25 protein-coding genes and 2 pseudogenes are annotated in these 22,554 nt (G+C 63.8%); 13 read left to right on the plus strand and 14 right to left on the minus strand.

Annotation, left to right across the window (positions count from 1 at the left end):
• The first annotated feature begins 118 nt into the window (after positions 1–118).
• The 6 genes from AC1D14_RS05040 to AC1D14_RS05065 all read left to right on the plus strand — a co-directional run bounded on the left by AC1D14_RS05040 (position 119) and on the right by AC1D14_RS05065 (position 3,160).
• Positions 119–424 (plus strand): DUF3040 domain-containing protein, encoded by a 306-nt coding sequence (locus AC1D14_RS05040; RefSeq protein ID WP_230116703.1) that lies wholly within the window; start codon positions 119–121, stop codon positions 422–424.
• Between the two features lie 55 nt (positions 425–479).
• A complete protein-coding gene (locus AC1D14_RS05045) occupies positions 480–1,226 on the plus strand; it encodes an SDR family oxidoreductase (RefSeq protein WP_230116704.1) in 747 nt (248 codons plus the stop codon).
• Positions 1,227–1,367: 141 nt separating this feature from the next.
• Complete coding sequence (locus AC1D14_RS05050) at positions 1,368–1,526, plus strand: universal stress protein (RefSeq protein WP_230116705.1); 159 nt, start codon at positions 1,368–1,370, stop codon at positions 1,524–1,526.
• Positions 1,527–1,564: 38 nt separating this feature from the next.
• Positions 1,565–1,777, plus strand: a complete 213-nt coding sequence (locus tag AC1D14_RS05055; RefSeq protein ID WP_354962120.1) for a wax ester/triacylglycerol synthase domain-containing protein — start codon at positions 1,565–1,567, stop codon at positions 1,775–1,777.
• A gap of 81 nt (positions 1,778–1,858) precedes the next feature.
• Positions 1,859–2,293 carry a wax ester/triacylglycerol synthase domain-containing protein gene (locus tag AC1D14_RS05060; RefSeq protein ID WP_230116706.1) on the plus strand — a complete coding sequence of 145 codons (435 nt, stop codon included), beginning with the start codon at positions 1,859–1,861 and terminating at the stop codon, positions 2,291–2,293.
• A 354-nt stretch (positions 2,294–2,647) separates the two neighbouring features.
• Complete coding sequence (locus AC1D14_RS05065; protein ID WP_230116707.1) at positions 2,648–3,160, plus strand: SRPBCC family protein; 513 nt, start codon at positions 2,648–2,650, stop codon at positions 3,158–3,160.
• A gap of 68 nt (positions 3,161–3,228) precedes the next feature.
• Here AC1D14_RS05065 and AC1D14_RS05070 read toward each other — a convergent pair.
• Both AC1D14_RS05070 and AC1D14_RS05075 read right to left on the minus strand, forming a co-directional pair.
• A pseudogene (locus tag AC1D14_RS05070) lies at positions 3,229–3,501 on the minus strand (WS/DGAT domain-containing protein); the annotation flags it as partial.
• A gap of 182 nt (positions 3,502–3,683) precedes the next feature.
• The gene (locus AC1D14_RS05075; protein WP_230116708.1) at positions 3,684–3,902 is read right to left on the minus strand and encodes a hypothetical protein; all 219 of its coding nucleotides are present in this window, start codon (positions 3,900–3,902) and stop codon (positions 3,684–3,686) included.
• A 92-nt stretch (positions 3,903–3,994) separates the two neighbouring features.
• Between AC1D14_RS05075 and AC1D14_RS05080 the strand changes: the two genes are divergently transcribed.
• Positions 3,995–4,252, plus strand: a complete 258-nt coding sequence (locus tag AC1D14_RS05080) for a hypothetical protein (protein WP_230116709.1) — start codon at positions 3,995–3,997, stop codon at positions 4,250–4,252.
• A 3-nt stretch (positions 4,253–4,255) separates the two neighbouring features.
• On the opposite strand, the gene AC1D14_RS05085 is transcribed toward AC1D14_RS05080, so the two are convergent.
• Positions 4,256–4,831, minus strand: a complete 576-nt coding sequence (locus tag AC1D14_RS05085) for a flavodoxin domain-containing protein (protein WP_230116710.1) — start codon at positions 4,829–4,831, stop codon at positions 4,256–4,258.
• Positions 4,832–5,065: 234 nt separating this feature from the next.
• Between AC1D14_RS05085 and AC1D14_RS05090 the strand changes: the two genes are divergently transcribed.
• Positions 5,066–5,380, plus strand: coding sequence for a hypothetical protein (locus tag AC1D14_RS05090; RefSeq protein ID WP_476968153.1), 315 nt, complete (start codon positions 5,066–5,068; stop codon positions 5,378–5,380).
• 178 nt (positions 5,381–5,558) lie between these two features.
• Here the strand turns inward: AC1D14_RS05090 and mgtA are convergent, their stop codons facing one another.
• Positions 5,559–8,246 (minus strand): magnesium-translocating P-type ATPase, encoded by a 2,688-nt coding sequence (gene mgtA / locus AC1D14_RS05095; protein ID WP_230116711.1) that lies wholly within the window; start codon positions 8,244–8,246, stop codon positions 5,559–5,561.
• 474 nt (positions 8,247–8,720) lie between these two features.
• Between mgtA and AC1D14_RS05100 the strand changes: the two genes are divergently transcribed.
• The 3 genes and pseudogenes from AC1D14_RS05100 to AC1D14_RS05110 all read left to right on the plus strand — a co-directional run bounded on the left by AC1D14_RS05100 (position 8,721) and on the right by AC1D14_RS05110 (position 12,300).
• A complete protein-coding gene (locus AC1D14_RS05100; RefSeq protein ID WP_476968154.1) occupies positions 8,721–9,683 on the plus strand; it encodes a phosphoketolase family protein in 963 nt (320 codons plus the stop codon).
• 155 nt (positions 9,684–9,838) lie between these two features.
• Positions 9,839–11,036, plus strand: a pseudogene (locus AC1D14_RS05105) (IS110 family RNA-guided transposase).
• A 64-nt stretch (positions 11,037–11,100) separates the two neighbouring features.
• On the plus strand, positions 11,101–12,300 hold the full coding sequence (locus AC1D14_RS05110; protein WP_476968183.1) for a phosphoketolase family protein: 1,200 nt from the start codon (positions 11,101–11,103) through the stop codon (positions 12,298–12,300).
• 203 nt (positions 12,301–12,503) lie between these two features.
• Here AC1D14_RS05110 and AC1D14_RS05115 read toward each other — a convergent pair whose 3' ends face one another.
• The 6 genes from AC1D14_RS05115 to AC1D14_RS05140 all read right to left on the minus strand — a co-directional run bounded on the left by AC1D14_RS05115 (position 12,504) and on the right by AC1D14_RS05140 (position 16,008).
• On the minus strand, positions 12,504–13,070 hold the full coding sequence (locus tag AC1D14_RS05115; RefSeq protein ID WP_230116713.1) for a sulfocyanin-like copper-binding protein: 567 nt from the start codon (positions 13,068–13,070) through the stop codon (positions 12,504–12,506).
• Entirely contained in the window at positions 13,067–13,318 is a 252-nt protein-coding gene (locus AC1D14_RS05120; protein ID WP_230116714.1) for an SHOCT domain-containing protein, read from the minus strand. The genes AC1D14_RS05115 and AC1D14_RS05120 overlap by 4 nt, the downstream gene beginning before the upstream one ends.
• Before the next feature lie 677 nt (positions 13,319–13,995).
• Positions 13,996–14,670 (minus strand): hypothetical protein, encoded by a 675-nt coding sequence (locus AC1D14_RS05125; protein ID WP_230116715.1) that lies wholly within the window; start codon positions 14,668–14,670, stop codon positions 13,996–13,998.
• 11 nt (positions 14,671–14,681) lie between these two features.
• Positions 14,682–15,074, minus strand: coding sequence for a dienelactone hydrolase family protein (locus AC1D14_RS05130; RefSeq protein ID WP_253073892.1), 393 nt, complete (start codon positions 15,072–15,074; stop codon positions 14,682–14,684).
• A complete protein-coding gene (locus AC1D14_RS05135; protein ID WP_253073893.1) occupies positions 15,014–15,394 on the minus strand; it encodes a dienelactone hydrolase family protein in 381 nt (126 codons plus the stop codon). Before AC1D14_RS05135 ends, AC1D14_RS05130 begins: the two co-directional genes overlap by 61 nt.
• A 68-nt stretch (positions 15,395–15,462) precedes the next feature.
• Complete coding sequence (locus tag AC1D14_RS05140) at positions 15,463–16,008, minus strand: flavodoxin domain-containing protein (protein WP_230116716.1); 546 nt, start codon at positions 16,006–16,008, stop codon at positions 15,463–15,465.
• Positions 16,009–16,299: 291 nt separating this feature from the next.
• Between AC1D14_RS05140 and AC1D14_RS05145 the strand changes: the two genes are divergently transcribed.
• Entirely contained in the window at positions 16,300–16,770 is a 471-nt protein-coding gene (locus AC1D14_RS05145) for a pyridoxamine 5'-phosphate oxidase family protein (protein WP_230116717.1), read from the plus strand.
• 176 nt (positions 16,771–16,946) lie between these two features.
• On the opposite strand, the gene AC1D14_RS05150 is transcribed toward AC1D14_RS05145, so the two are convergent.
• A complete protein-coding gene (locus AC1D14_RS05150) occupies positions 16,947–17,090 on the minus strand; it encodes an SHOCT domain-containing protein (RefSeq protein ID WP_230116718.1) in 144 nt (47 codons plus the stop codon).
• A 300-nt stretch (positions 17,091–17,390) separates the two neighbouring features.
• Positions 17,391–18,467: a universal stress protein gene (locus tag AC1D14_RS05155; protein WP_354962092.1), complete on the minus strand. Its 1,077-nt coding sequence runs from the start codon at positions 18,465–18,467 to the stop codon at positions 17,391–17,393.
• 497 nt (positions 18,468–18,964) lie between these two features.
• Between AC1D14_RS05155 and AC1D14_RS05160 the strand changes: the two genes are divergently transcribed.
• A complete protein-coding gene (locus tag AC1D14_RS05160; RefSeq protein ID WP_476968155.1) occupies positions 18,965–19,711 on the plus strand; it encodes a hypothetical protein in 747 nt (248 codons plus the stop codon).
• Between the two features lie 284 nt (positions 19,712–19,995).
• Here AC1D14_RS05160 and AC1D14_RS05165 read toward each other — a convergent pair whose 3' ends face one another.
• A complete protein-coding gene (locus AC1D14_RS05165) occupies positions 19,996–20,961 on the minus strand; it encodes a 1-phosphofructokinase family hexose kinase (RefSeq protein WP_476968156.1) in 966 nt (321 codons plus the stop codon).
• A 203-nt stretch (positions 20,962–21,164) separates the two neighbouring features.
• Entirely contained in the window at positions 21,165–22,550 is a 1,386-nt protein-coding gene (locus AC1D14_RS05170; RefSeq protein WP_230116722.1) for an MBL fold metallo-hydrolase RNA specificity domain-containing protein, read from the minus strand.
• Between the last annotated feature and the right edge of the window lie 4 nt (positions 22,551–22,554).

Raw genomic sequence — 22,554 nt, forward strand, 5'->3', positions numbered from 1 at the left:
GAGTACTTCTCCGCACGGGACACGACCAGGCAGCTGATGGCGGGTGGTGTCGAGCAAGAAGCCGCCAGCCTGGACAAACCGTTGACCGCTGAACCATTCACCGTCCAAGGAGGCACCGGTGGCTCTCACTGAATACGAACAACGCCAACTCCAGCTACTGGCGGATCAACTGCTCAACGACGACCCCCGGCTCGCCGCAAAACTCGGAGCAGAATCCTTTCTGCCTCCTTCCTCCGCCCGCACCAGCGCCGGTGCGTTCACCATGCTGGTAGGACTCTTCGTCTTTGCGACCGCACTGGCTGCTCGGATCCCCACCCTGGGCGTCCTGGGACTCATTCTCATGTGCACCGGGGTGTACCTGATTTCCCTGGGTTTTCACCTTCCCCGAGAACGCTGCGGCGACGGTCCGGCACCGGGCGGGTGACCGGGCCCGCACGCCGCAGCCACCCTCAATCCCCCACAGAAGCCCAAGGATCATCATGGAACGCGTTATCGACAAAGTAGCCCTCGTCAGCGGAGCCGCCCGTGGCATCGGAGCCGCCATCGCCGCCCGCCTGCATGGCGAGGGAGCCAAAGTAGTGCTCGGCGATGTGCTCGACGACGAGGGACGAACAACCGCCGAACGGATCGGCTCAGACGCCAGGTACGTGCATCTGGACGTTACCAGTCCCGGAGACTGGGACTTGGCGGTGAAGACCGCGGCCGATGACTTCGGGGGGCTCAACATCCTGATCAACAACGCCGGAATCGTGAACTTCGCCCCCATCGAGGATTACACCCTGGAGCAGTGGGACGCCGTAATCGCGGTAAACCTGACGGGAACCTTCAACGGAATCAGGGCGGCCATACCGGCCCTGAAACAGTCCCGGAACGGATCCATCATCAACATCTCCTCGATAGCAGGCATCCGGGGATACGAAGGAATCGCCGGATATTCGGCGTCCAAATTCGGGGTGCGCGGCCTGACCAAGAGTGCGGCCCTTGACCTGGGCCGATACGGCATCCGGGTCAACTCGGTGCACCCGGGCGTGATCTCCACCCCGATGACAGCAGGAATGACCCTGGACATGACCCATACGCCCCTGAACCGCGTCGGGCACCCGGGCGAGGTGGCAGATTTGGTTCTGTACCTCGCCTCCAATGAGTCCCAGTTCGTCACGGGCGCCGAGTTCATCATCGATGGTGGTGACACCGCAGGGACGGTGACCCCGACGACGCCGGCCTGACCTCCGGCGCTGCCCGTTTTGGCACGGACCAAGGCCGGCGAAAGCACCCGTGGCCCGCCGGGACATTGTGGCCCTGCAGCACAGGCGCCCACCGGCATTCACTGCCCACCATAACCAGCAAGAAACCCAAAAGGACCGGCCATGAAAACCAAACCATTCGCTGTTGCTACCAATGATTCCGCGCAAAGCCAGGCCGCGGTGACGTGGGCGGCCCGCCGCGCTGACCGCGCCAAACTGCCGCTGACGATCCTGCATGTAGTTGACCACCGGTGGCCGGCCGATCTTCGAAGATTGGAATGACACTCACACGACATTTCGACCGGGTGAGCCCTGAAGACATGATGTCTCTGGACGCGGATGGCGGCTCAGCGCCAATGCAAGTGGGGGCCGTCCTCATGTTCGGCATGGAAGGTGGTCAGGACCCGGTTCCCCTCTTCGACAGACTGGCGCAGCGGCTCAGTGCTGTTCCACGGCTACGTCAACGACTGGTCAATGTACCCTTCGGCTGCGGCCGTCCCATCTGGGCCAATGATTCCCGGAAGCAGTGTTGAACATTGCCGCCGACATGCTCACTTCACCGCTGTCCCACGACCGGCCCCTCTGGAACGCCCAGGTCATCACGCACGTAAGCGATGACCCAGGCAGCGCTTGCTTTCGTTTTTCATCATGTCCTCACCGATGGAATCGGCGGCCTGGCCGTCTTGGAGGCCCTGGCCGGCGCTGAAGACGGGCGCGGCCGCTGGGATGACCGCCACGAGCGGGACACTCCATACTCGGCGCTGGCCCTGACCATTGATGCGGTAAAGAGCCGACTCGATGGACTGGCCAGACTGCCGGCAGCGCTGCGTACAGCAGCCAGCGGAGCGTCCGAGCTGCGGCTGCCGGTCAGGACCAGGGCAGCCCGCAGTTCACTCAACCGCCCGACGGGTCCGCAGCGGTGGCAACTTTCGCACCTTGGCGCCTACCGCTTCTTCATGACCACGCACCTTGTCCATACGTTCGTCACGAACCTGCTGGGCCGGAACACTGACCATCACAGCAATCGCCGACCCCGAGACATGCCCTGACTTGTCAAGACTGCGTGAGGAACTTGTCAGAGCGATACATACCCTGACCACGACCGGACCTTCATGAGCTTTGACCCGACAACAACCGTTCGCGGGTGGCACGAACTGACGCTGAGGATTTCTGTCCGTCGGACACCACCCGCGAACTTCATTCCTGGTGACCACAAGAGGACGCCTTTCCGATTCACCGCTGTGAAAGACTCAATCATGAACGTTTCCGGGCATTCAGCTCAATTGCTTCCGCGAGTCGTTGGCAGTGCCGGTGGATTTCTGGCCGCAACGGCTGCCTATCATCGTTTCCTGCGACCGCTCCATCTCCACTGGGGAGCCAGCAGGAAGGAGGCAAACCGTGCAATGCCGGGTGACGGGATCGTGGACGCTCCCTACCTGACAACAACCCGTGCCGTGTCCATCAAGGCGGCCCCGGACAGCATCTGGCCATGGCTCGTGCAAATGGGTAACGGTCGCGGGGGCCTGTACAGCTACGACTTCCTGGATCAGGCTTTCGGGATCCTCAGCGGCCCAAGCAGCGAAAGGGTGCTTCCCGAGTTCCAGGCGCTGGCCGCGGGGGACGTGATCCCTCTGGGCAAAGGCCCGGACTGGCCGGTTGCGGTCCTCCGCCCCGAACAAGCCATGGTGCTGGAACCCGTGCCCGGCCGCGTCAGTTGGTGCTTCGCCCTATACGCGAACGGGGACACCACGCGGCTGGTGAGCCGGGTGCGCATCCGGATTTACACAAGGGCTGCCCTCTGGATTCTGGCGCCGCTGATCGACGTGTGCTGGTTCATGATGGAGCGCAAGATGCTCCAGGGAATCCGGCAACGGGCCGAGAGTCTGGTTTCTGTTACTCCTCCTCTAGCGTATTGAGCCTGACCTGTCGTTTCTGGGTGACCCGGAGGAGCGCCTCGAGGTCTCGGCATGCACTTGTCGGTAAAGACATCGAGGTCGGGATAGGCGTCTGCATCGGAGACCACCAACATGCAAAAACTTCCTGCGCAGGATATTGCTCCTACGCCGAGGGAGACGTTCCCGATGAGGTTCAACAGCGGGAACACCTCCAGGATCCGCGCACCGCAGAAGTACAACGGGTCTCTTGGCCCCGGCAGGTCCGCGCTGAGAACGTTAACCCGGCGCCGTGCAACGAACTTGATCATGATGCCGCTGATGAGCCTGTTGCCGAACATGGCGCCGAGGGGAGTGTGGGGCATGGCCTTGCGTCTTGTGGTCTCCCCGGCGATCTGTTTAGCCTGGAGTCAGGATCCATGTCCGCCAACGGAACTGGCACGGCGAATTGGCTGATGAAGTTCTCCGCCTGGTAATCGCGCGCTTTGGGACTTGTTGCCCGGAGCGACATGGGCACGTAGATCGGCACGGACATGCCCTCAATGCGCTATCCCCGGCTGGCCAGCCGGTTCAGGCTGGTGCTCGGTCCGGGCTCGGCGGCGAGCAACCCTTGGAAGGTGGGCCACGCGCTGACAGCGCCGCGGACCGTCCGCACGGGATGTGTGATCGCAGCCAGCACCTGAGCGAGGTCGTGGCCGACGTCCTGCAGGTTGTCGACCAGGAGGGCAGCCGTGGACGGCCACCGCGACGGAGTCCACTCGGGCACGGGTGTTCCGTGCCGGCCTCCGGGTGGTGTCCAGTAACGCCGCCAGGGCAGTCACGCTGGCCATTCCATCTCCCATGACGTGATGCAGGCGGATGAAGAGGCCGGCCGAGACCGCAACGGGGGAAGTAGAGCACTTGGCGAAGCCGGGGCAGAATGTGCAGGCGGCGTTTGAGTGCTTCCTGCACCGCATGGATCCGCAGTTGCCCGTCGGCGTCGAGCAGGTTGCTGCCGTCCAAAAACATGAGTGCGCCGATGTCCTGCGGCCATGTGTCGTCGGACCAAAGGACCAGCTGGTCATCCGCGGTGAGCCTGTCCATCATCACCGCCTCTTCCCGGCCGTGGCCTGGTGAGCGTCACGGGGAGGTGGACTTGAGCCTGTCCGCGAAGTGCTCTGCGAATCGTTTGACCGCGTCCCACTGGGTGTAGACGTAGTCGCGAGACATGTCGAGTCCGAGGTTGCCTGGCTTGTCCTGCGCGATCTTTTTCATCATGTGCCGCTTGATGAAGCCGTAGTCGGTGCAGAGGAGGGCACCGCCGAACAAGGCGACCTGGTCGGGGCGCCACCCAGTCTCTTCTTCGAACTGGTCGACGTACGTCTCGGCCTGCCCGGTGTCGCCGTGGGCGGCGAGGCTGACGGAGAAGAAGGCCGAAGGGAGCTGCTCCAACGTGTCGTGGTTTTTCTGCACGAACTCGACTACGTGTTTGTCGTGCTTGCCCATGTGGATGGACGCGCCGACGATCACAGCGTCGTAGCCGGCGGGCAGGGTGCTGGACGGTCCGTTGATGTCGACGGCGTCGGCCGTGTGACCCCTGTCCCGGATAACGTCCGCAATGACGTCGACGATCTTCGCGGTTTGTCCTTCGGTTGTCCCGTATGGAATCAGAGCTCTTGCCGTGTTGCCGATCTCCTTTAGTTTGCGGGGTGACATCAGTTGTATGGGTGCTCAATGCGCGGGATCCGGCTGCCGGGTGTGAACGGCGCAAGCCACGGCGGACCGCGAACGTGGCTGCACCTGCGGCGAGGGTTCCGGTGGCCAGTCGCCTGGGATTTTGTGCGTCGGGGCGCTTCTCGAATGCCATCACGTCCAATTAAGAGTTGCCTCTTGCCGGTGTCCGGGGCGCCGGTGAACACGACTGGCAGGGTGCCCAAGCCGACGTCGGACATGTCGACGCGGAAAACGTACGGATCATTGGGGTCGTCCGGGTGCAGGCGGCGCCGAGACCTGGTCCTTACCGGTGGTGTCGGTGAGCATTCCAGTCAGTTCAGGTCGCGGGTGATGCCTCTGCTCAAGCCTCTTGGCCTCTTCATCGACGAGGACAGGAACCAAACGGAGGACACAACTATCCGCACCATCAGCACCGACGGGTCAAGGTGTCCTGTCCTAGTCGTCCCTTATGACGAGGAACGGGCAATCGCGGAAGCGACAGCCGTCGTCGTTATTTCGGATGATCCAGCGAATCGGAGCCTCAACCAATAGAGGCGGATGCCGTCGGGAGACGGGCTATCCAGCTGGAATCGGGAAGCGGGGCCGGCACTGTACCCTCTGCCAGCGATAAGAACGATTGCAGACTGATCATCCGTCGGAGCTCTTGTGGCACTCTTGTCCGACATGCTAAACGTGTTCGCCCTCCCCCGCTAACTCCAACAGGGCGCAGCTACTGCTCCTTGCGCCGCCTACGCACCGGACGCCCAGGGACTACCGCGGCAACCGGCGCGCTGAAGCGGGAGGCGCGGCGGGAGATGTGGTGGGTATCCGGCCGACGGCGGACAGTCGTCGGAATCTCCGGCAACTGCTGTGCGGCCCGGGCGAAGAACCAGCTCTTGGCGAATTCCACCAGGACCATGTAGACAACGATCATTCCCAGCAGCGTCAGGAAGAACGGCACCGGCAACGGATCAAAGCCCAGCAGGGCCGCCAGCGGTGACAACGGCAGGAAGATACCCGCGGCCACCACGCCCAAGGATGCACCCAAGAGGCCAGCGGAGGGACGGCTTCGCACGAACGGAACCCGCCGGGTCCTGATGGCAAAAATGATAAGGGTCTGCGTGGCGATGGATTCGATAAACCAACCCGCCCGGAACTCCCCCGGGACCGCCTCAAAGACAAACAGCATGAGCCCGAAGGTCGCAAAATCGAAGATCGAGCTAATCGGCCCGAAGAGGAACATGAACCGCCGGATGAAACCGATGTTCCAATGCGACGGTGCCAACAGCTGTTCCTTGTCCACGCGGTCGCCCGGGATGGCCAACTGGCCGCTGTCGTAGAGCAGGTTGTTGAGCAGTATCTGCCCTGGCAGCATCGGCAGGAAGCTCAGCACCACCGACGCCGTGGCCGCGCTGAACATGTTGCCGAAGTTGCTCGATGTTCCCATCAGCACGTATTTGATGGTGTTCGCAAAGATCCTCCGGCCCTCCATCACGCCGTCGGCCAGAACGCCCAGGTCCTTGTCCATAAGCACCACATCGGCTGCGTCTTTGGCGACGTCGGTGGCGCTGTCCACGGAGATACCGATGTCCGCGCGGTGCAGGGCCAGGGCGTCGTTGACGCCGTCGCCCATGAAACCCACTGCCCCGCCGCTTTGGCGCAGCAGAGTGATTATCCGTGCTTTCTGCTCGGGCGAGACGCGGGCGAAGATGGTGGCTTCCCGGGCGGTGGCGGCCAGCTCGGCATCGGACAGTGCGTCGACGTCCGCGCCGGTGAGCGTTCCCCAGGAAAGCACCCCGAGCTCGGAGCATACTTTTTCGGCGACTTTGGCGTTGTCTCCGGTGGCGATTTTCACGGAGATGCCCAGCGTGGCCAACCGTTCGAGGGACGCTTTCGCGTTTGCCTTGGGCCGGTCGAGGAAGACGAGGAAGCCAACCAGGACGAGGTCCTTTTCGTCGTCAGGACTGATCTTGCTCATCCCGACCGCTGGGCGGGTGGCTACCGCCACGACGCGCGATCCGGCGTCGAACTGTCCGTCCAGCATTGCCTTCACCTTGGGTGACGTCGGCCCGCAGAGGGCGAGGACGCCCTCGGGGGCACCCTTGGTGACCAGGCGTGCCAGGCCGCCGGCCTCACGCACCAGCACGCTGGTCCGCCGGCGCTGGTGGTCGAAGCCGATCAGGTCGAGGCGCTCAAAGCGGGCGGGATCGAAGGCGGCTGCCCCGGAGCTCTCCCACAGTGCGGCGTCCAGCGGGTTTTGCCCGGCCGTGGATAGTTTGGCCTCGGCGTAGTCGGTTTCGGTGGCCAACAAACCCAAGGTGAGAAGTTCGACGCCGGACACGCCCGGGGAGGCGGGCAGCGCGCCGGTGAAGCTGATCCGGCCCTCCGTGAGGGTGCCTGTTTTGTCGGTGACCAGGATGTCCATGTCGCCCAGGTCCTCGATGCAGACCAATCGTTTGACCAGGACTTTCCGTCGGGCCAGCTGGCGCGTGCCCGTGGCGAGGCTGGTACTCACGACGGCGGGCAGCAGCTGCGGTGTGATGCCGACGGCGATTGCCAGGGAGAACAGCAACGACTCGATCAGCGGGCGGTGCAGCAGCAGGTTCGCGATGAAGATCAGCGTGGTGAGCCCGGTGGCCACCTGCAAGAGCAGGAACGAGAACCGCTTCAGCCCGAGCTGGAATTCGGTTTGGGGCTGCCGTTCCCCCAGGCCCAGCGCGATCCGGCCGAATTCGGCGCGGCCGCCGGTGGCCACCACTACTCCGGTGCAGCCGCCGGACTGGATGACGGTTCCCATGAAGACGCAGGATGAGAGGTCGCCCAGCGCCGATCCGGGCGGCACGGGGGCCGGATCCTTGCCGGCCGGGAGGGACTCCCCCGTCAGGATGCTTTCGTCGCAGAGGAGGTTCTGGGTGCCCAGGAGGCGGATGTCGGCGGGGATGATGGCCCCCAAACCCAGATGCACGACGTCGCCGGGCACCAGCGCGGTGACGTCCACGTTTTCTGTGGTTCCGTCGCGGAGCACGATGGCGCGGTGGATGACGCGGGAGTGCAGGGCTTCGGAGGCTCGTTCGGCGCGGAATTCGTTGATGAAGCCCAATCCCACGCTGACCAGGAGGATCATGGCGATCACGATCGAATTCGTGGCATCGCCCAGGAAGAGGGACAGCCCGGCCGTGATGATCAGCAGGATGAGGATGGGGCTGGCGAACTGCCGGCCCAACACCGCCCATCCATTCGCCCGGTGCGTCCGCACGGCGTTCGGGCCGAGTTGGGTAAGGCGCGTAGCGGCTTCTTCATTCGATAGCCCCGCCGGACTGGACGCTAGCTGTTCGAGCACTTGGTCCGGGGGAAGGCACGCGGCCTCGGTGATCGGAAACTGTGTGGAGTGACGCTCCTGGACGTTGGGATCTGACATGCCGTATCCGTTCGAATGCGTTGCCTGATTGAGTCGACCTTGGGACAAGGGTACGACCTTGGGAGGGTCACTTGTGATCCGCGGAAGGATATTGTGGTTCGGGTTGCGTCGAGCGGTTGGAAACGGCCGACGACGTCGAACTCAATACCACGGACGACCTCCCCGAACGGCTTAGCAAGTGTCGCTGGATCCCGTGGCGGCACCAACGGATAACTGGCTGCCTTGGCTGACAAACCACTGCTCGGCGAGAACCACCACGTTCTAGGTGGAGTTGTGAGTGAAGTGCCGCTGCCGCGCAGTCTGTGGCCCTATGGCCCTAACCGCCTCGCCGGGTCTCTGACACCGTGAAGACTAGGCAGTCCAGCGGCCAGAAACGTCATCGGCACGCCGCCGGCCCCGGAAGAGGCAAACCCATGAAACAGCAACCGCCGTCCCGGAAACTGCGGATGAGGACTTTGAGCTGCTGAACCAGTATTGGTCCGCGGCCAACTATCTCACCAAGACCCGCTGCTGCGAGAGCCGCTGCTGCCAAGCAACATCAAACCCCGCCTTCTGGGAGATTGGGGGACCAGCCCTGGATTGTCGTTGATCTATGCCCACCTGAACCGGCTGATCAAACGAACCGCAGCCGAAGTGCTGTCCGTTGCGGGTCCTGGACACTGTGGTCCCGCCGTCGCCGCCATGGACAACCCCGGGCTGATCGTCGCCTGCTTCATCGGCGACGGCGAAGCCGAGACCGGGCCACTGGAAGCATCCTGGAAGGCGCCATCCTTCCTCAACCCGGCACGGGACGGTGCCGTACTGCCGATACTGCATCTGAACGGGCACAAAATCTCCGGCCCAACCGTCCTGGGCCGCAGATCCCACGAGGACGTGGAGGCGCTGCTCAAGGCCCATGGCTGGAACCCGGTGACCGTCTCCGGCGACGATCCCCGGCTTGTCCATCGCGAGCTGGCCACCGCCATGGACGCGGCGTATGCGAGCATCCGCGAGCTGCAATCCCAGGCGCTCGGCCAAGGTGTCCACGGTCCCGCGAAATGGCCTGCCATCATCCTGCGAACGCCCAAAGGGTGGACCGGGCCGGCCACCGTCGGTGGCCTCCCCGTCCGAGGGAACCTTTCGTTCCCACCAAGTGCCCCTGGCGGTGTTCGCGAGAACCCTGAACACTTGGCCCAGCTGGAGACCTGGATGCGCTCCTCCCGGCCGGAAACCCTCTTCGACAACGCAGGCCGGCTCATCCCCGAACTGGCCGCACTTGCCCCGGAGCGCAGTCTTCGCATAGGCGCCGCACGTGCGAGCCGGGGCGGCGCCGGCACTGCCCTCGAAATCCCCGCCCTGGAACGGTACGCCATGCCGCCGCCCCGTTACATTTATTGGGTCCCCGAAGGTCGGGGGTTGGTCGCTGGGCCCGGTATGACTTTCTCGCCCTGTCATTGATGATCCGGGGGGTGTTGTCGCCGGGTTCGGAGACACGCGTTGACTGCTGATAGGGACACGGCCGGCTCCTTCCAACGGGGCCAGGTCTCTTTGTAACGTGGGTGACAGCATCGGGTGTCGTGACTGCGGCCGATTGTGGTGCAAAGGAGCGCCGGATGGACGAAGGATACGAGGTCTACTGCGGACTCGATGTCGGCAAATCCGAACATCACGCCGCCGCATTCAACGCCGCCGCCGAACGCGTCTTTGACAAGCCGCTGCCGCAGGACGAAGCGCGGCTGCGCGAGCTCTTCACCGGCCTGCAGCAGCACGGCCGCGTGCTTGTGATCGTCGACCAGCCCAACACCATCGGCGCACTGCCGATAGCCGTGGCCCGTGACAGCGGCTGCACCGTGGCATACCTGCCCGGCCTGGCAATGCGCAAAGCCGCGGACCTGTACCCCGGCAAGTCAAAAACAGATGCCAGAGACGCGTTCATTATCGCCGAAACGGCCCGGGCAATGCCGCACACACTGCGGGCCGTTGACCGGGACAGCGAGGTCCTCGCCGCGCTGAAAGTGCTCTCCGGATTCGACGCCGACCTGACCCACGAATGCACCAGGGCGATCAACCGCATGCGGTCCCTGCTGCTGCAATTTCCCCGCCCTGGAGCGCGTCTTCCCCGGCACCGTACTGACCAGGTCCCTGGTCCTGGAACTGTTCATCAAGTACTCCGGACCCACCGGACTGCGGGCAGCCGGGCGCTCCAACGTGCTGCGCTGGGCCAGAAACCACAGCCGCAAGGATCCGATGAACCTGATCGACGCGGTCTTTTCGGCACTGGGCGAGCAGACCGTCACCGTGATCGGCACCGAAGCAGTCGAACTGGTCATCCCGCGGGTCGCCGCCCAGATCAAGGAACTCAAACACCAACGCGCCATCGTGGCCGAAGAAGTCGAAAAACTCCTCGATGACTTCCCTCTTTCCCAGGTCTTGATGTCCATGCCGGGAGTCGGCATCAAGACCGCAGCGACGATACTCCTGACCATCGGCGACGCCGGCACCTTCACCTCCGCCGGACACCTCGCCGCCTACGCCGGCATCGCCCCGGTGACACGGCGCTCCGGAACCTCGATCCGCGGTGAATTCCCCGCACGCTCCGGGAACAAACAGCTCAAGAACGCCCTCTTCAGATCCGCCTGGATCGCCAGCTGCCACCACCCCGCGTCGAAGGCCTACTACCAAAAGAAACGGGCACAAGGAAAGAAACACAACGCCGCCGTCATCTGCCTGGCCCGGCGCCGCTGCGACGTCATCTATTCCATGCTCCGACACGGCACCTTCTACGAAGAGAAACCCGCCCAGGCCGCTTGACCAAAAGCATAGGGACACCCCCCGAGGATCGGTCATCCATGAGACCACCAGGCCTCTGGGCGAACTGCTCCGGGACATCTACATCGATACAGCCATAAACCCCCGGTTCCGGCTCTTCTGCCCCGACGAAACCAACAGCAACCGGCTCGGGGCTGTCTTCCAAGCCACCGACCGCTGCCTCCTGGAACCTACCAAGGACGGGGAGCGTGCCTTGGCTGTAGACCATGTCTCGCCCGGAGGCAGGGTCATGGAAGTCCTTTCCGAGCATCTGTGCCAGGGCTGGCTGGAAGGATACCTACTCACGGGCCGCCATGGGCTCTTTGCCACCTATGAGGCCTTCGCGATGGTCAGCGCCTCGATGACCATCCAACATGCCAAATGGCTTCAGCACGCACGGGAACTTGAATGGCGCGTACCCGTACCGAGCCTGAACATCCTGCTGACCTCCACCTGCTGGCGCAACGACCACAACGGATTCAGCCACCAAGGACCCGGGCTGATCGACACGGTGTTGTCCCTGTCAGGGACCGTCACCCGCGTCTACCTGCCTCCGGATGCAAACACCCTCCTCGTCACCGCCGAACACATCCTGCGCAGCAAGGACTACGTGAACCTGGTGGTCGTGGACAAGCAGCCCCACCCGCAGTACCTGACGCTCGAGGAAGCCAGACAGCACGCCGCAGCGGGAGCGTCCGTCTGGTCCTGGGCCGGTAACGAGGAGCCTGCCCGTGCCGGGGCCAGGCCTGACGTCGTCATGGCCTGTGCCGGGGACATCCCCACCCAAGAGACGCTGGCCGCCGCCTGGCTGCTGCAAACGCATCTCCCTGAACTGACGGTCCGCGTTGTCAACGTCATGGATGCGATGGTCCTTCCGCCCCGCGACACCCACCCCCACGGTCTGTCCGGGGAGAAGTTCGAAGAACTATTCACAGCCGACGGGGAAGTCATCATTGCCTGGCACGGCTACGCCCRTGCCCTGCACCAGCTCCTGCACGGAAGGCCCCGCCCGGAACAGTTCCACGTCCGCGGCTACAACGAACAAGGAACCACCACCACACCCTTTGACATGGTGGTCCTGAACAAATTGAGCCGCTACCACCTGGTCCTGGAAGCATTGCGTCGCGTTTGCCGGCGGGTCCCGGGCGCGGATGAACTTGTGGAGTTCTGCCGCAGACAACTGGACGCACACACGCGGTATATCCGCGAACACTTCGAAGATCTCCCGGAAATCCAGGAATGGGTCTGGACACCACCCATTCCCTAACGCCAACACAGGAGGAGGAGGCGCGGCGTGCCTTCTCTTTATCTCGGTTCGGGATACCTGGCCCCTGGGGACGAAGCAGTGACCATCAAAGAGTGCGGAACGTGTGACCCAACGGCCAGCTTTCGTCCTTGGCCGGAGCGCGGCGGGCGGACAAGTTCACCGTATGCGCCTCAGGGTCCGACTCGTTGGTGCGACGAGGCGGCTCAGGTGACTGTGAGCTGCGTGTACATCCCTGCGACATAGTGCCCGGGAAGGTTGCAGATGAGTTCATAGCGGCCGGGGGGAAGAGTGACCGTCACCCACCCGCCAGCACCGGGGAGGATTGCTTGCCCTTCACCTTCGGCGCAAGTGGCGGCAGCTTCACCCAGGCTTCCCGTTTCATCAATCTTCCCATCACGGCCCGTGACGCGCGTGCCTGCGATCTGTGTGCCTGGCATCGGAAGGATGATCATTTCATGGGCCAGACGTCCTGCGTTGGTGACCAGGAATGACACCTCACCGTGCTGAACGGTTGCCCGGTCCGCGGTCAGGCGCATACCTCCCATCCTCCGGGGGCCGCCCATCATCGGGCCTCCCATATCGGTGGCGGTGACGTCGATAAGAGTGCCCGGCAGTGCCGGGGTCGTGCATCGCGCGGCAGCCGGGAACCCGAACCCGAGGGGAGTCGTGCCGCCGCCCACGAGCGCCAAGGCGACCAAGGACACGCCCGCCAGGATCACGGTCGCAACGATTCCGAACAGGACCAGGGCCCCGAGGGAAAGCCTGTTCACGGTCGGCGCCTCAGAGCGTCGCGGCGCGCGTTGAACTCCGTTTCGTCGATCTCGCCCCGGGCGAAGCGCTCATTGAGGATACGCTCGGAATCATCGTGCAGTGGCCCGTAGAAACCCCGTCCTCCCGAGCGGCTCCCGCGAAGCAAGAGGATCACCACCGTGACCAGGCCTCCCCAGAACAGCAACATCATTAGACCCATTGCGATCCAGCCGCCGATGCCCCAGCTTCCATCCCATCCGTACATCATGACCAATTCCCTTCAGCCTGGCTTGCGTGCCGGCGTCCAGTGTCGCTTGATTCCGGTCCCTGCCACAGGGCATTTAGTCACAAGCCGACCACTCTTCTTTGAGTCGGCCACGCCCGCTTCAAATCCGGCGCTCCGCCAGGCGCCATGCGTGCCCCTGGTTTCATTTCCAGAGTCGGGTGACGGGGCAGATAACGCCGGGCCTTCGGCCCTACAGCAGGTGCCGGACGCTCAATAGGCTTCAGGAGAGTCGGTTGTCCTTCCCAGCACCTCACTGGCGAGCGGCCAGAGCAGCGAAGACACAATTCCGCCGACGAACAGCACCCTACGCCCCATTGGTGGCCTCAGGCGCTTTGCGCATGGATCGGGCACTGGATATAGAACCTTCCGAAATCTCACTGACTTGGGCGGTGGCCGTAAGTGCACGGTGCGCCGTGCCATGAAAACGGGCCAGAGCCTTGGTCCCGGACCGGGCACGAACAAGACTCCTCCGCGCCTAAGCCTCGCGCCTGGCGACCGGTGGCCTGTTCAGACCGCAGCGCCCATGGGGCTATACCGTCCGTCGGCGTCCTTCCCTCCCCTGGACGCTTGGCCTCGCGCTGTCGGCCCCGGCCGGGCCCGTCTCCCAACGGTCGCCGGCCCGTTCTCAAGGGCCGGCCCGGTTCCGGACGGAGGAAAGGTCAGGCCCTTGTTGATTCGGCGAGGCGCTTTAGATTCGAGAACTGACGGGTCTGCATGATCCAGTGCGAGGGCTCCAGCATGGCAATGCTCAGGATGGGTTGAAGCCATTTAGGCTGTAGCGACCAGCACCCGCTGACTACCAGCCGGCTTTTCTGACCCGGCCATTCGTGCAGCTCGAATCCCCAGATCGAGTCGGTGTAATGGCGCGGCCGCGTTCGTGCTGGGTCGAAGGGACGCCCCCGGAGATCGAGCGACATACGGAGGCCCAAGAACCGCCCGGGTTCAAGCGCCGCGACCTCCCACCACTGGCTGCTGTCGGGCTTTGCCGCCAGATGGTCCCCAAGGGAGATTTCCTGCCACTCGGGATGGATCCTGTCAGCGCTGCGGTGCCCGAAGTTATCGAGACGGTCCCAGCTGTACCAGCCGGCGCGATCGGTTCCCATCTGGACCAGCCAGGGCCACACGCGGGAAGGGGGCGCATCGATGGTCACGGCCATGGTCGCGCTTCGGGTGCTGTCCGGAATCAGCTCGGCGCCCGGGTAGGGTCCCTTCACTTCGTCAGCGGTCGCACCCCAGTGGAGCAGGCGTGGCCGTACAAGTGACAGATAGCCGGCGGTGAAACCGGCCGCGGCACCCGCCGCCAGTAGCACTCCCCTCGGTGTGCGGTGTGTCATCGCGCTTCCTCCTAGGGCTCAGGGCTCAGGTGTTCCCGGAAGAAGGCGAGGATGCGCCTGCGCGCGTCCTCGGCGGAGGGCTCGTGATAGCCGGCTGCAACCAGCTTCGCGAGCAACCTGTCCCCGAAGGTGAGCTCGGACGGGCCATGATTGTTGAGGAAGCCGTGCCCGGCACCGGGATAGACCTTGATGTCATGGTCTATCCCGGCGCCGGCGAGCAGCGGATCCAGACGGGCCAGGACCTTCCGCACTCCCGGCCAGCGGTCCCTGCCGCCGTAGCTGCCCACGATCGGGCAGGCCCGGGGCAATGCGCGGGCGGTCTCGTCATCGAGTCCGCCGTAGTTCACGCTTGCCGCGGCGAAGTCATGGTCCGGGGCCAGCATGAGGGCAAACCCGCCGCCCATGCAGAGCCGATCACCCCGATCCGGCCGTTGCACCCGTCCTGTGCGGCTAGCCAGGCGCGGGTGACGTCAAGGTCGCCGAGGGGCCGCCAGCCGCGGATGAGGGACCACAAGCAAGTCGCCCTGCTGCCCCAGTAGAACAGGTCAGGTGCCACGGCCAAGAATCCCTCGCTGGCCAGCCAGTCGGCTTGGCCGCGGGTATCGCGGCTCAGGCCGAGTGCGTCATGGATGACGAGGACCCCGGGCCACGTACCCGCGCCGGCCGGTGTCGCTGCGTAGGCAGGCATGTCCCCTCGTTCAGTGCGTATGCTCACATCCGTCATAGGGCCTCCCCGGCATCACGTCCACCCCGCCGGGCGGTTGGACCGCGGGCCGTGCAGTCTCGATCGCATTATGCAGGGATGCTGCCTGAAGACGTGGATGAAGCGGGTTTAGCTAGTTGGTCCGTAATCTGATCCGTCCAGCCGTCGACGACCGCCCAGTCCCGCAAGTCCCCAAAACGCCCGCCGACGAGCCGGAACAACATCCGGAGCGGTGCCGGCATCTGGCCAGCCTTGTAGACACCGGAGAAGATTTTGTGGCCGCGAAGCGGACATTCCTTGACCAGGACCCGTGAAAGACGTTCCTGTTGCAGTGCCGCACCGCGCTTGCGAAACGGCTTTGGCAGCGCGTCAGCCATCCCTACGCTGAAGGCCCAGACGGGTCGTTTGGCCAGCTCGTGGGCATGGCGGGTGAAGAACAGCAAAGCCGGGGGCAGCCACGCCTGGTTGTGGATTGCGCTGCCGACCACGACAGCCTCATAGCTGGAGACAGCCTCGACTTCCTGCACGGACCGGCACTCGACCTCGCCGAGTGCAACCGCCATACGGGATGCCATATGTTGAGCTATCTCCCGAGTCGATCCCAAGGAACTTGCATAGGCAACAAGAACAGTCATGACGAAGCCTCCTGTCTTCCTATCTCCAGTCTTATGGAACCCGTACCTGCGCGGACGTGCCATAAGTCCCGACATGGGGTCAGACAATGAGTAGGTCCCGTTCCTCCGCCGTTTTCGACTGACAGTCATTGCTCTGCTCCACGGAATCTCGGGGTAGAACTTACGGCCCTGCGGCTCAGTTGCGCTGCGACAGCAGGCGGGCGCACTGGATGGAGTGCACTCTGTCCCCGGGTGCAGGGTTCGGGACCTTCTGCCCTACCGGGGCGGCAGCAACTGACATAGCCTCGCAACATGGATAACCCGAACGCAGAGCCCACGACGGAAATCCTTGGCGTTCACGACTGCTGGGGATACCTCCGTTCAACTTCAGTTGGCAGGTTGGCTGTCGTTATCGACACCGGTCCGGAAATCTTTCCCGTAAATTATCTGCCGGAAGACGGAACCCTGATCTTCCGGACGGGTCCCGGTACCAAGCTGGAAGCTCTCATTGCTGGGGGTATGGTCGCCTTTGAAGCCGACGGACTGAATTCCTATGGGACGATAGCCTGGAGTGTCGTCCTTAAGGGAAAGCCTGAAACCGTTGAATCGGCCGGGCTGGCCCTGGACCGTGACCTCTCTCCTTGGGAGGAGGGTGTCAAAGATACTCTTGTGCGCATCACGCCCACGGAAGTCACGGGGCGCCGCTTCGTCGTAACCAGCGCACCCACCCACTGGTGGCAGCCCCGCGACCACGCTTCCGCTGGCGGTCCGCTGGACTCCTGAACCAGCTTCGGTGGGCACGGCCTCTGGCCGTTGCTGCGCCGCGCCGGATTCTACAGGGTGCATCCCGTGACGCCTGCATGCTTGCATGCCTGCGACACCGGCCACCGCAAACTGCGGTTGGGTTCCGGGTTCGGACCGCGTTTGTTGCTTCTGGGCGGCAGAGCCACTGGGTTACGTTATCGACCGAGGTTGCGGCGGAGGACGTCCGGGCGGGCCGTGTATTCGCTCTCATCGATCTCGCCGCGGGCAAAGCGCTCGGCCAGCAGACGCTCCGGAGTTTCCTCCCGGGCCTGTTCGGACTTGACGTTCTTCGCTGCCATTGAACGGAAGAACAAACATGAGGGCAGCAATAACGGCGGCCCAGAACATTAGGAAGCTCGGGCCCATCAGGGGATATCCCCAAGCCCCATCCCATCGTTCCAATACATCCTGCGTTCCTTCCGTCACGGTAACGCTTCGGCTTTACCTCGCCAGATTGGGTGTCGCCGCTTCCCTCTAGAAGCGGCAGAGACTTCCGTCCCGCGTCATCTCCGCATCTGCAGCGCCACATGCAATCTGCCGATTTGTCCGTGCTGCAGGAATCGGGGAGGTTCCGTCGGCCCTCCCTGCCCCGATAGCCGCTACTCGTGTCCGTTTGCTGGGCGGGTGACGATTGTGGGGCACGGGAGGTGCTGAAGGATTTTTTCGGCTACGGTGCCAACGGGTTTCCTTATCCCGCCCCGGCCACGGCAACCGATAACCAGTAATCGGGCGTGACGTGCGGCGTGGATAAGCGCGAAGGCGGGCGAATCATCTGTTTCAAGGGCCTCATGGATGTCCAGTCCCGGGTACAGATCCCTTGCCGTTAGACTGGCTGCCGAAAGCAGCCTCCTGCTCTTTGGTTCTGTTTCATGCCCGCCCGGTTGAATCTTCACCGTGGCTGCGGATACGCCTGCTGTTGGCTCAACATGCACGACGGTTAAGTCTTCGCCCAGCCGCAGCGCTTCCCGGCACGCGAAGTCCACAGCCACTGCGGAGTCCGCCGAACCGTCAACGCCGACAAGTACGCCGGAGCTGTCCGTTGAGATAAACGCTGGAATGACCGCAACGGGACTGCGGCTGACGACGGCGACCTGGAAGCTGACCGCCCCGGATCCTTCTCCATGACTATCGGGGGCACGGTCCGACCCAACGACCACAGTCTCAGAGGCATCGGATAGCTGCCGAAGCACCACGGCCGTTTCTCCGGTACGACGGGTGGTTACGACCTCCAATTCGGGCATCAGCGCCGATAGCCGGGAGGACTCTGCCTCCAACAGCTCTCGGGCTTGTGCCATCGCCTGACGATACTGGGACGCGCGTTGGTAAACCCAGGGACCTGGAACAACGCGGACAAGGTTCAGCCGCAGCGCCCGCTCACTGGCGCGCTGCGCGGCCCAGTCCACCGCATTTCGCCCCGCAATTGAGTCATCGACCCCTGCCAGTACCTCCCTGACACGCATCCTTGCGCTCCATCCCCTGCCCGCCCCTAATGTGGTTAAATTTCGCAGGCCCCGGCGCTGGATGCCAGTGCCGTAAGTCCCCGTCAAGCGGACTGCGGCTTGGTACCTGCCGTGCTGAGCTTGCATGAGGCGGGAGCGGCGGACGTGGATGGCTCGCCGGGAAGGGGCGAAATGTCCGGGGCGAACAACCGCACCAGCTGCTTCCGCAAGATTCATTCGTGCGTGCCGCACTTCTCTTGGGGCCGCGGGCGGTGTGCATGGCTGACAGGCTGAGGACAATACGGGACGGCAGTCCCGGAACGCGCGACGGCGGCTTGGCTGGACGCGTGCGGTGTCGGCGTGGGCATCCTTTTGAACAATGTCAGGTACAGGCCCAGGGCTCGGCGATTAGCGCTCCTGTGCCGGCTTCGCCGTCGGCCAGAGTGGGCCGGAACTGACAACGCTGGTGATTTTCTGTTCCGGCAGGCGTCCAGGGGCGCAAGGATGCTGGCCAATGCTGGCCTCCAGTGCGGCGGCTTTTAGCCGAACAGAGCAGCCGCTTCCTGATGGCGCTGTTCGGGCACTGTCTTGAGGCGGCCTAAGGCCAGCTCAAGGTCGACAGGGATAACGGTCCCGCGAAGGGAGACCATGGTTCCCCAGTACTTCGCTGCTGCCGCGTCGACGGGAGACAGCCGAGATGCCGGCCGGTATCGCCGCCCGGGTATTAGACTGCCATGATGCCCATCACAAGCAATGTCGCCTGGGACGGCCGCCTGGAAGCCTTCAAGGGCCGCGACGCCAGCCATTTCGTCACCACGACCGCGGCTACGGCCCGGACCTGCGCTTCCTGCGGGCTGCCCTTGCAGCCCGGCGAAGCGCTCTCACTGAGCGTGGACGTCACTGAAGGCACGGCCCCGGACGGGACCGAGCACGTCACGTTCGATCCCTGGATCTGCCACCGTGACTGTCAGGAACCCGGTCTGACGGTCCGCGAGTCAGCCGGCCCGATCGAGGAGCTCACGCCTCTGGGGGCCCGGCTTACCCTCGACCATCGGGATGAGACCGGGACCAGAACGGTCCCCGCGTTGGCCTTTACCCTGTTCCCGAACATGGCTCTGCGCGGATTCGGCGGAGAACTGATCTCCGCTCTGGTCTCGGTCCTGCTCACCCACGGCTTCCAGCTATCCCTGAGCGCGGACTACGGCGACATCGTCGAGCACACCACTGGTGTGAAGGACAGCTGCAGCTGCACCGTGACCGAGCAGGGTTTTGTGAGTTTTGACATCGACGGGGAGTCGATATTTTCCCGGCAACTTGACCTTACGGATCCCGGCGATGCCTGCTGGATGGCAGCGGCCCGCGAAGGCACCGTCCTGGTCATCAGCGGGGACAACCTGAACTTCACCGAAGACGGGATTGACCTGGACCCGGCCGCCCGCCTCGGCACGCTCGTCTCGGGCAACGTGAACGTCCGGACCTGACCGGGCAACACCACCGGCCGTTTCGCCAGGCTGGCTCCCAGCGGCGCATAAAACCGTCAGGTAAACCCAGGAGAAGGAAACAAAGGGGGCGGGCATGACGGAATATCAGAAGCGAACACTGGTCCGCGGACAGGACGACGAAACTGCGTGACCGCCGGCGCGCTTCCCTTCGATAGCCCTGTCACGGCACTGGGAAAGGAGCGTGCTTAGGCCAGACAAGTCGTCACCAGCATCGAACACTTGGCGTGCAACCCCAGGCTCGGGCGCTTTGACTCTCCAGGCGATTAAAGCAGCGCCGCCGCGAGTTCCGCCTCGAGCCGTTCGACGTCGTCACGGTGGCAGAGTTCGGTCGCAGGCGTCATCGCTGTTGCGCTTCCAGCGGCAACGGCAGCCCGGAAGGCCGTCTCCACAGGGTGACCCTGCGCGAGTCGGAGTACAAACGCGCCGAGAAAACTGTCACCAGCCCCGACGGTGCTGATCACGCGCACCGCTGGCACAGGAATTCTGATAGTGCCGGACTTCGAGGCAAGTACCGCGCCCGCTTCACCGAGGGTCAATGCGACGTATTCGGCGGAGCGCTCCGCGACCAGTCTCGAGATCGCCCCGATCTGGCTCGGCTCGGTGTCGAGCGCCGCGCCGCCTAGCTCCTCGCCCAGCTCGCGCAGGCTGGGTTTGATCAGAAAGACGCCTTCGGCAAGCGCTGCGGAGAGGGCCGGGCCGGAGGCATCCACTACGCAGCGGGCACCGCCCTCGCGTGATAGGCGGGCGACCCGGGCATAGAAATCTTCCGGTACTCCCGGCGGCAGACTGCCGCTGGCAACTACGAACCCTCCCGCGGGAATCGAGGCCGCAACAACGGCCAGAAAGGCCCGCCACTCCTCTTCGCTGAGTTCGGGACCTTGGAGCACGAAACGGAACTGCTTTCCGGTATCAGTCTCATCAACAGTGAAGTCCTGGCGGGTACTACCCTGAATCGGTACGGCCAGGGTTGGGATGCGCTCGGCTTCAATGAGCCGCCGATAGGCATCTCCTGTGGGACCGCCTGCGGTGTACACCGCGAGGGTTTGACCCCCGAGTCTCTGAACCACCCTTGCCACGTTCACGCCTCCGCCGCCCGGATCGAGACGGCTCGTGCCGCACCGGAGTTTATGACCGCTGGTGACCCGTTCAGTAGAGGTGCTGACGTCCAGAGCAGGGTTCACCGTGAGAGTAAGAATCGGTTTCGCGCTCGTTGCCGGTGAGGCTTCCATGCGCACCAGCATAGGGAAGCGACCCCTCCGATCCTAGACGGCTCGTCGAAATCCGCGGCATTGGGGCTACGTCGGCAAGGAGCGCCCTTTCCGGCCAGGACGTTCTGGCCCATGGGCAGGCGCGGCACTTCGGGACCATTTGCCCTGGTGACGGATCCGCGCGGCGGAACCGGCAGCGCTCAGGCAGCAGCGTGCTGCGGCAGTTAGGCAGGGTGCTGGAGAGATACGGTTTCGAGGTGTTCCGGGACCCGGGCCCTCCAGCCCAGCTCTCTTTTGATTCTTACCCGCAGAGCGTCCGCGGCGTCAGGCTCTCCGTGGGTGATGTAAGTCATGCGAGGCATCTGAGGGGCGGCTCGCATCCATTCGATGATTTCATTGGAATCAGCGTGAGCTGACAATTCGTCCATCGGCACCACCTCGGCCTTTATGGGGACATCCTCGCCGTAGATCCTCAGGTTTTTGACGCCTTCGGCGAGGGCGGCACCACGGGTTCCTGCCGCCTGATAGCCGCTCAGCACCACGGCGTTCTTGGGATCGGGACCATACGCCTGCAGATGGTGCAGGACCCGACCGCCGGTCAGCATGCCGCTCGCCGAGATGACGATCATTGGTCCTCCCCGGAGGTTGAGCAGCTTTGACTCATCGACGCTCCGCGTCATGGTGGCTACACGGTACATGTCCTGGTAATCCTGAGGCTCCAGGCGGTGCTCATCCGGGTGCCGCTGGTACATGCCTGATGCATCAATGGCCATGGGGCTATTGAGGTAGATGGGGATGTCCGGAATCGCCTTCCGGCGCCGTAGCCGGGAAAGATGAAGCATCAATGTTTCGGCCCGTCCGACAGCGAAGGCGGCGATGAGGACCACGCCTCCTCGCTTCGCTGTACGAGTGATGATCTCACCGAGTTCTGTCTCCGGGTTCGTGGTCGGGTGGGTCCGGTTGCCATACGTTGACTCGGTCACCAGAACGTCCACGGCACCAAGATCACGGGGCGGATACATCAGCGGGTCATTCGGCCGGCCCAGGTCGCCCGTAAACTGCACCCGCGTGCCTTGCACCGTCAGCAGGATCTGGGAGGCGCCCAGGATATGTCCTGCCGGCAGGAAAGTCGCCTCGATTCCTCCCCCGAGGCCGAAAGCAGTGTCGAAGTCCTGCTCCCGGAATCTGTTCAAGGACCTGACGGCGTCAGCGGCTGAATAGAGCGGCACGGGCGGGTGATGCCCGGAGTAACCGCGGCGGTCGGCATAGCGCGCTTCCTCTTCCTGCAGGTGGCCGCTGTCAGGCAGGAGCAGGGTGCTCAGTTCTACGGTGCCGGGGGTGGCGTAAACAGCACCGTTGAAGCCATCCCTGACCAGCGCCGGAATGTAACCGCTGTGGTCCAGGTGTGCATGGGTAAGCAGCACCGCGTCAATGGATCCGGGCGGGACGGGAAACGGCGAGCGATTCCGGTCACGGATACGTTTGAAGCCTTGGAAGAGCCCGCAGTCGATCAGGATGCGTGTTCCCTTGGACTCCACCAGGTGACGTGAGCCTGTTACAGTGTCGGTCGCTCCGCAGAAGCGAAGCGAAGGAATGGTCCTGTCTTTCATGGCC

It is taken from the genome of Arthrobacter sp. P1_B11, assembly GCF_056406715.1.

What these genes read in the sequence shown, in the direction of transcription:
- AC1D14_RS05165 (WP_476968156.1), bottom strand. Translation starts at nt 20,961, where the DNA reads ATGGAAGCCTCACCGGCAACGAGCGCGAAACCGATTCTTACTCTCACG.
- AC1D14_RS05085 (WP_230116710.1), bottom strand. Translation starts at nt 4,831, where the DNA reads ATGTCACCCCGCAAACTAAAGGAGATCGGCAACACGGCAAGAGCTCTG.
- AC1D14_RS05135 (WP_253073893.1), bottom strand. Translation starts at nt 15,394, where the DNA reads ATGACGGATGTGAGCATACGCACTGAACGAGGGGACATGCCTGCCTAC.
- AC1D14_RS05160 (WP_476968155.1), top strand. Translation starts at nt 18,965, where the DNA reads ATGATGCCCATCACAAGCAATGTCGCCTGGGACGGCCGCCTGGAAGCC.
- AC1D14_RS05055 (WP_354962120.1), top strand. Translation starts at nt 1,565, where the DNA reads ATGATGTCTCTGGACGCGGATGGCGGCTCAGCGCCAATGCAAGTGGGG.
- AC1D14_RS05145 (WP_230116717.1), top strand. Translation starts at nt 16,300, where the DNA reads ATGGATAACCCGAACGCAGAGCCCACGACGGAAATCCTTGGCGTTCAC.
- AC1D14_RS05150 (WP_230116718.1), bottom strand. Translation starts at nt 17,090, where the DNA reads ATGGCAGCGAAGAACGTCAAGTCCGAACAGGCCCGGGAGGAAACTCCG.
- AC1D14_RS05120 (WP_230116714.1), bottom strand. Translation starts at nt 13,318, where the DNA reads ATGATGTACGGATGGGATGGAAGCTGGGGCATCGGCGGCTGGATCGCA.
- AC1D14_RS05125 (WP_230116715.1), bottom strand. Translation starts at nt 14,670, where the DNA reads ATGACACACCGCACACCGAGGGGAGTGCTACTGGCGGCGGGTGCCGCG.
- AC1D14_RS05090 (WP_476968153.1), top strand. Translation starts at nt 5,066, where the DNA reads ATGTCGACGCGGAAAACGTACGGATCATTGGGGTCGTCCGGGTGCAGG.
- AC1D14_RS05130 (WP_253073892.1), bottom strand. Translation starts at nt 15,074, where the DNA reads ATGGGCGGCGGGTTTGCCCTCATGCTGGCCCCGGACCATGACTTCGCC.
- AC1D14_RS05080 (WP_230116709.1), top strand. Translation starts at nt 3,995, where the DNA reads ATGAAGAGGCCGGCCGAGACCGCAACGGGGGAAGTAGAGCACTTGGCG.
- AC1D14_RS05155 (WP_354962092.1), bottom strand. Translation starts at nt 18,467, where the DNA reads ATGAATCTTGCGGAAGCAGCTGGTGCGGTTGTTCGCCCCGGACATTTC.
- AC1D14_RS05065 (WP_230116707.1), top strand. Translation starts at nt 2,648, where the DNA reads ATGCCGGGTGACGGGATCGTGGACGCTCCCTACCTGACAACAACCCGT.
- AC1D14_RS05050 (WP_230116705.1), top strand. Translation starts at nt 1,368, where the DNA reads ATGAAAACCAAACCATTCGCTGTTGCTACCAATGATTCCGCGCAAAGC.
- AC1D14_RS05045 (WP_230116704.1), top strand. Translation starts at nt 480, where the DNA reads ATGGAACGCGTTATCGACAAAGTAGCCCTCGTCAGCGGAGCCGCCCGT.
- AC1D14_RS05170 (WP_230116722.1), bottom strand. Translation starts at nt 22,550, where the DNA reads ATGAAAGACAGGACCATTCCTTCGCTTCGCTTCTGCGGAGCGACCGAC.
- AC1D14_RS05140 (WP_230116716.1), bottom strand. Translation starts at nt 16,008, where the DNA reads ATGACTGTTCTTGTTGCCTATGCAAGTTCCTTGGGATCGACTCGGGAG.
- AC1D14_RS05060 (WP_230116706.1), top strand. Translation starts at nt 1,859, where the DNA reads ATGACCCAGGCAGCGCTTGCTTTCGTTTTTCATCATGTCCTCACCGAT.
- mgtA (WP_230116711.1), bottom strand. Translation starts at nt 8,246, where the DNA reads ATGTCAGATCCCAACGTCCAGGAGCGTCACTCCACACAGTTTCCGATC.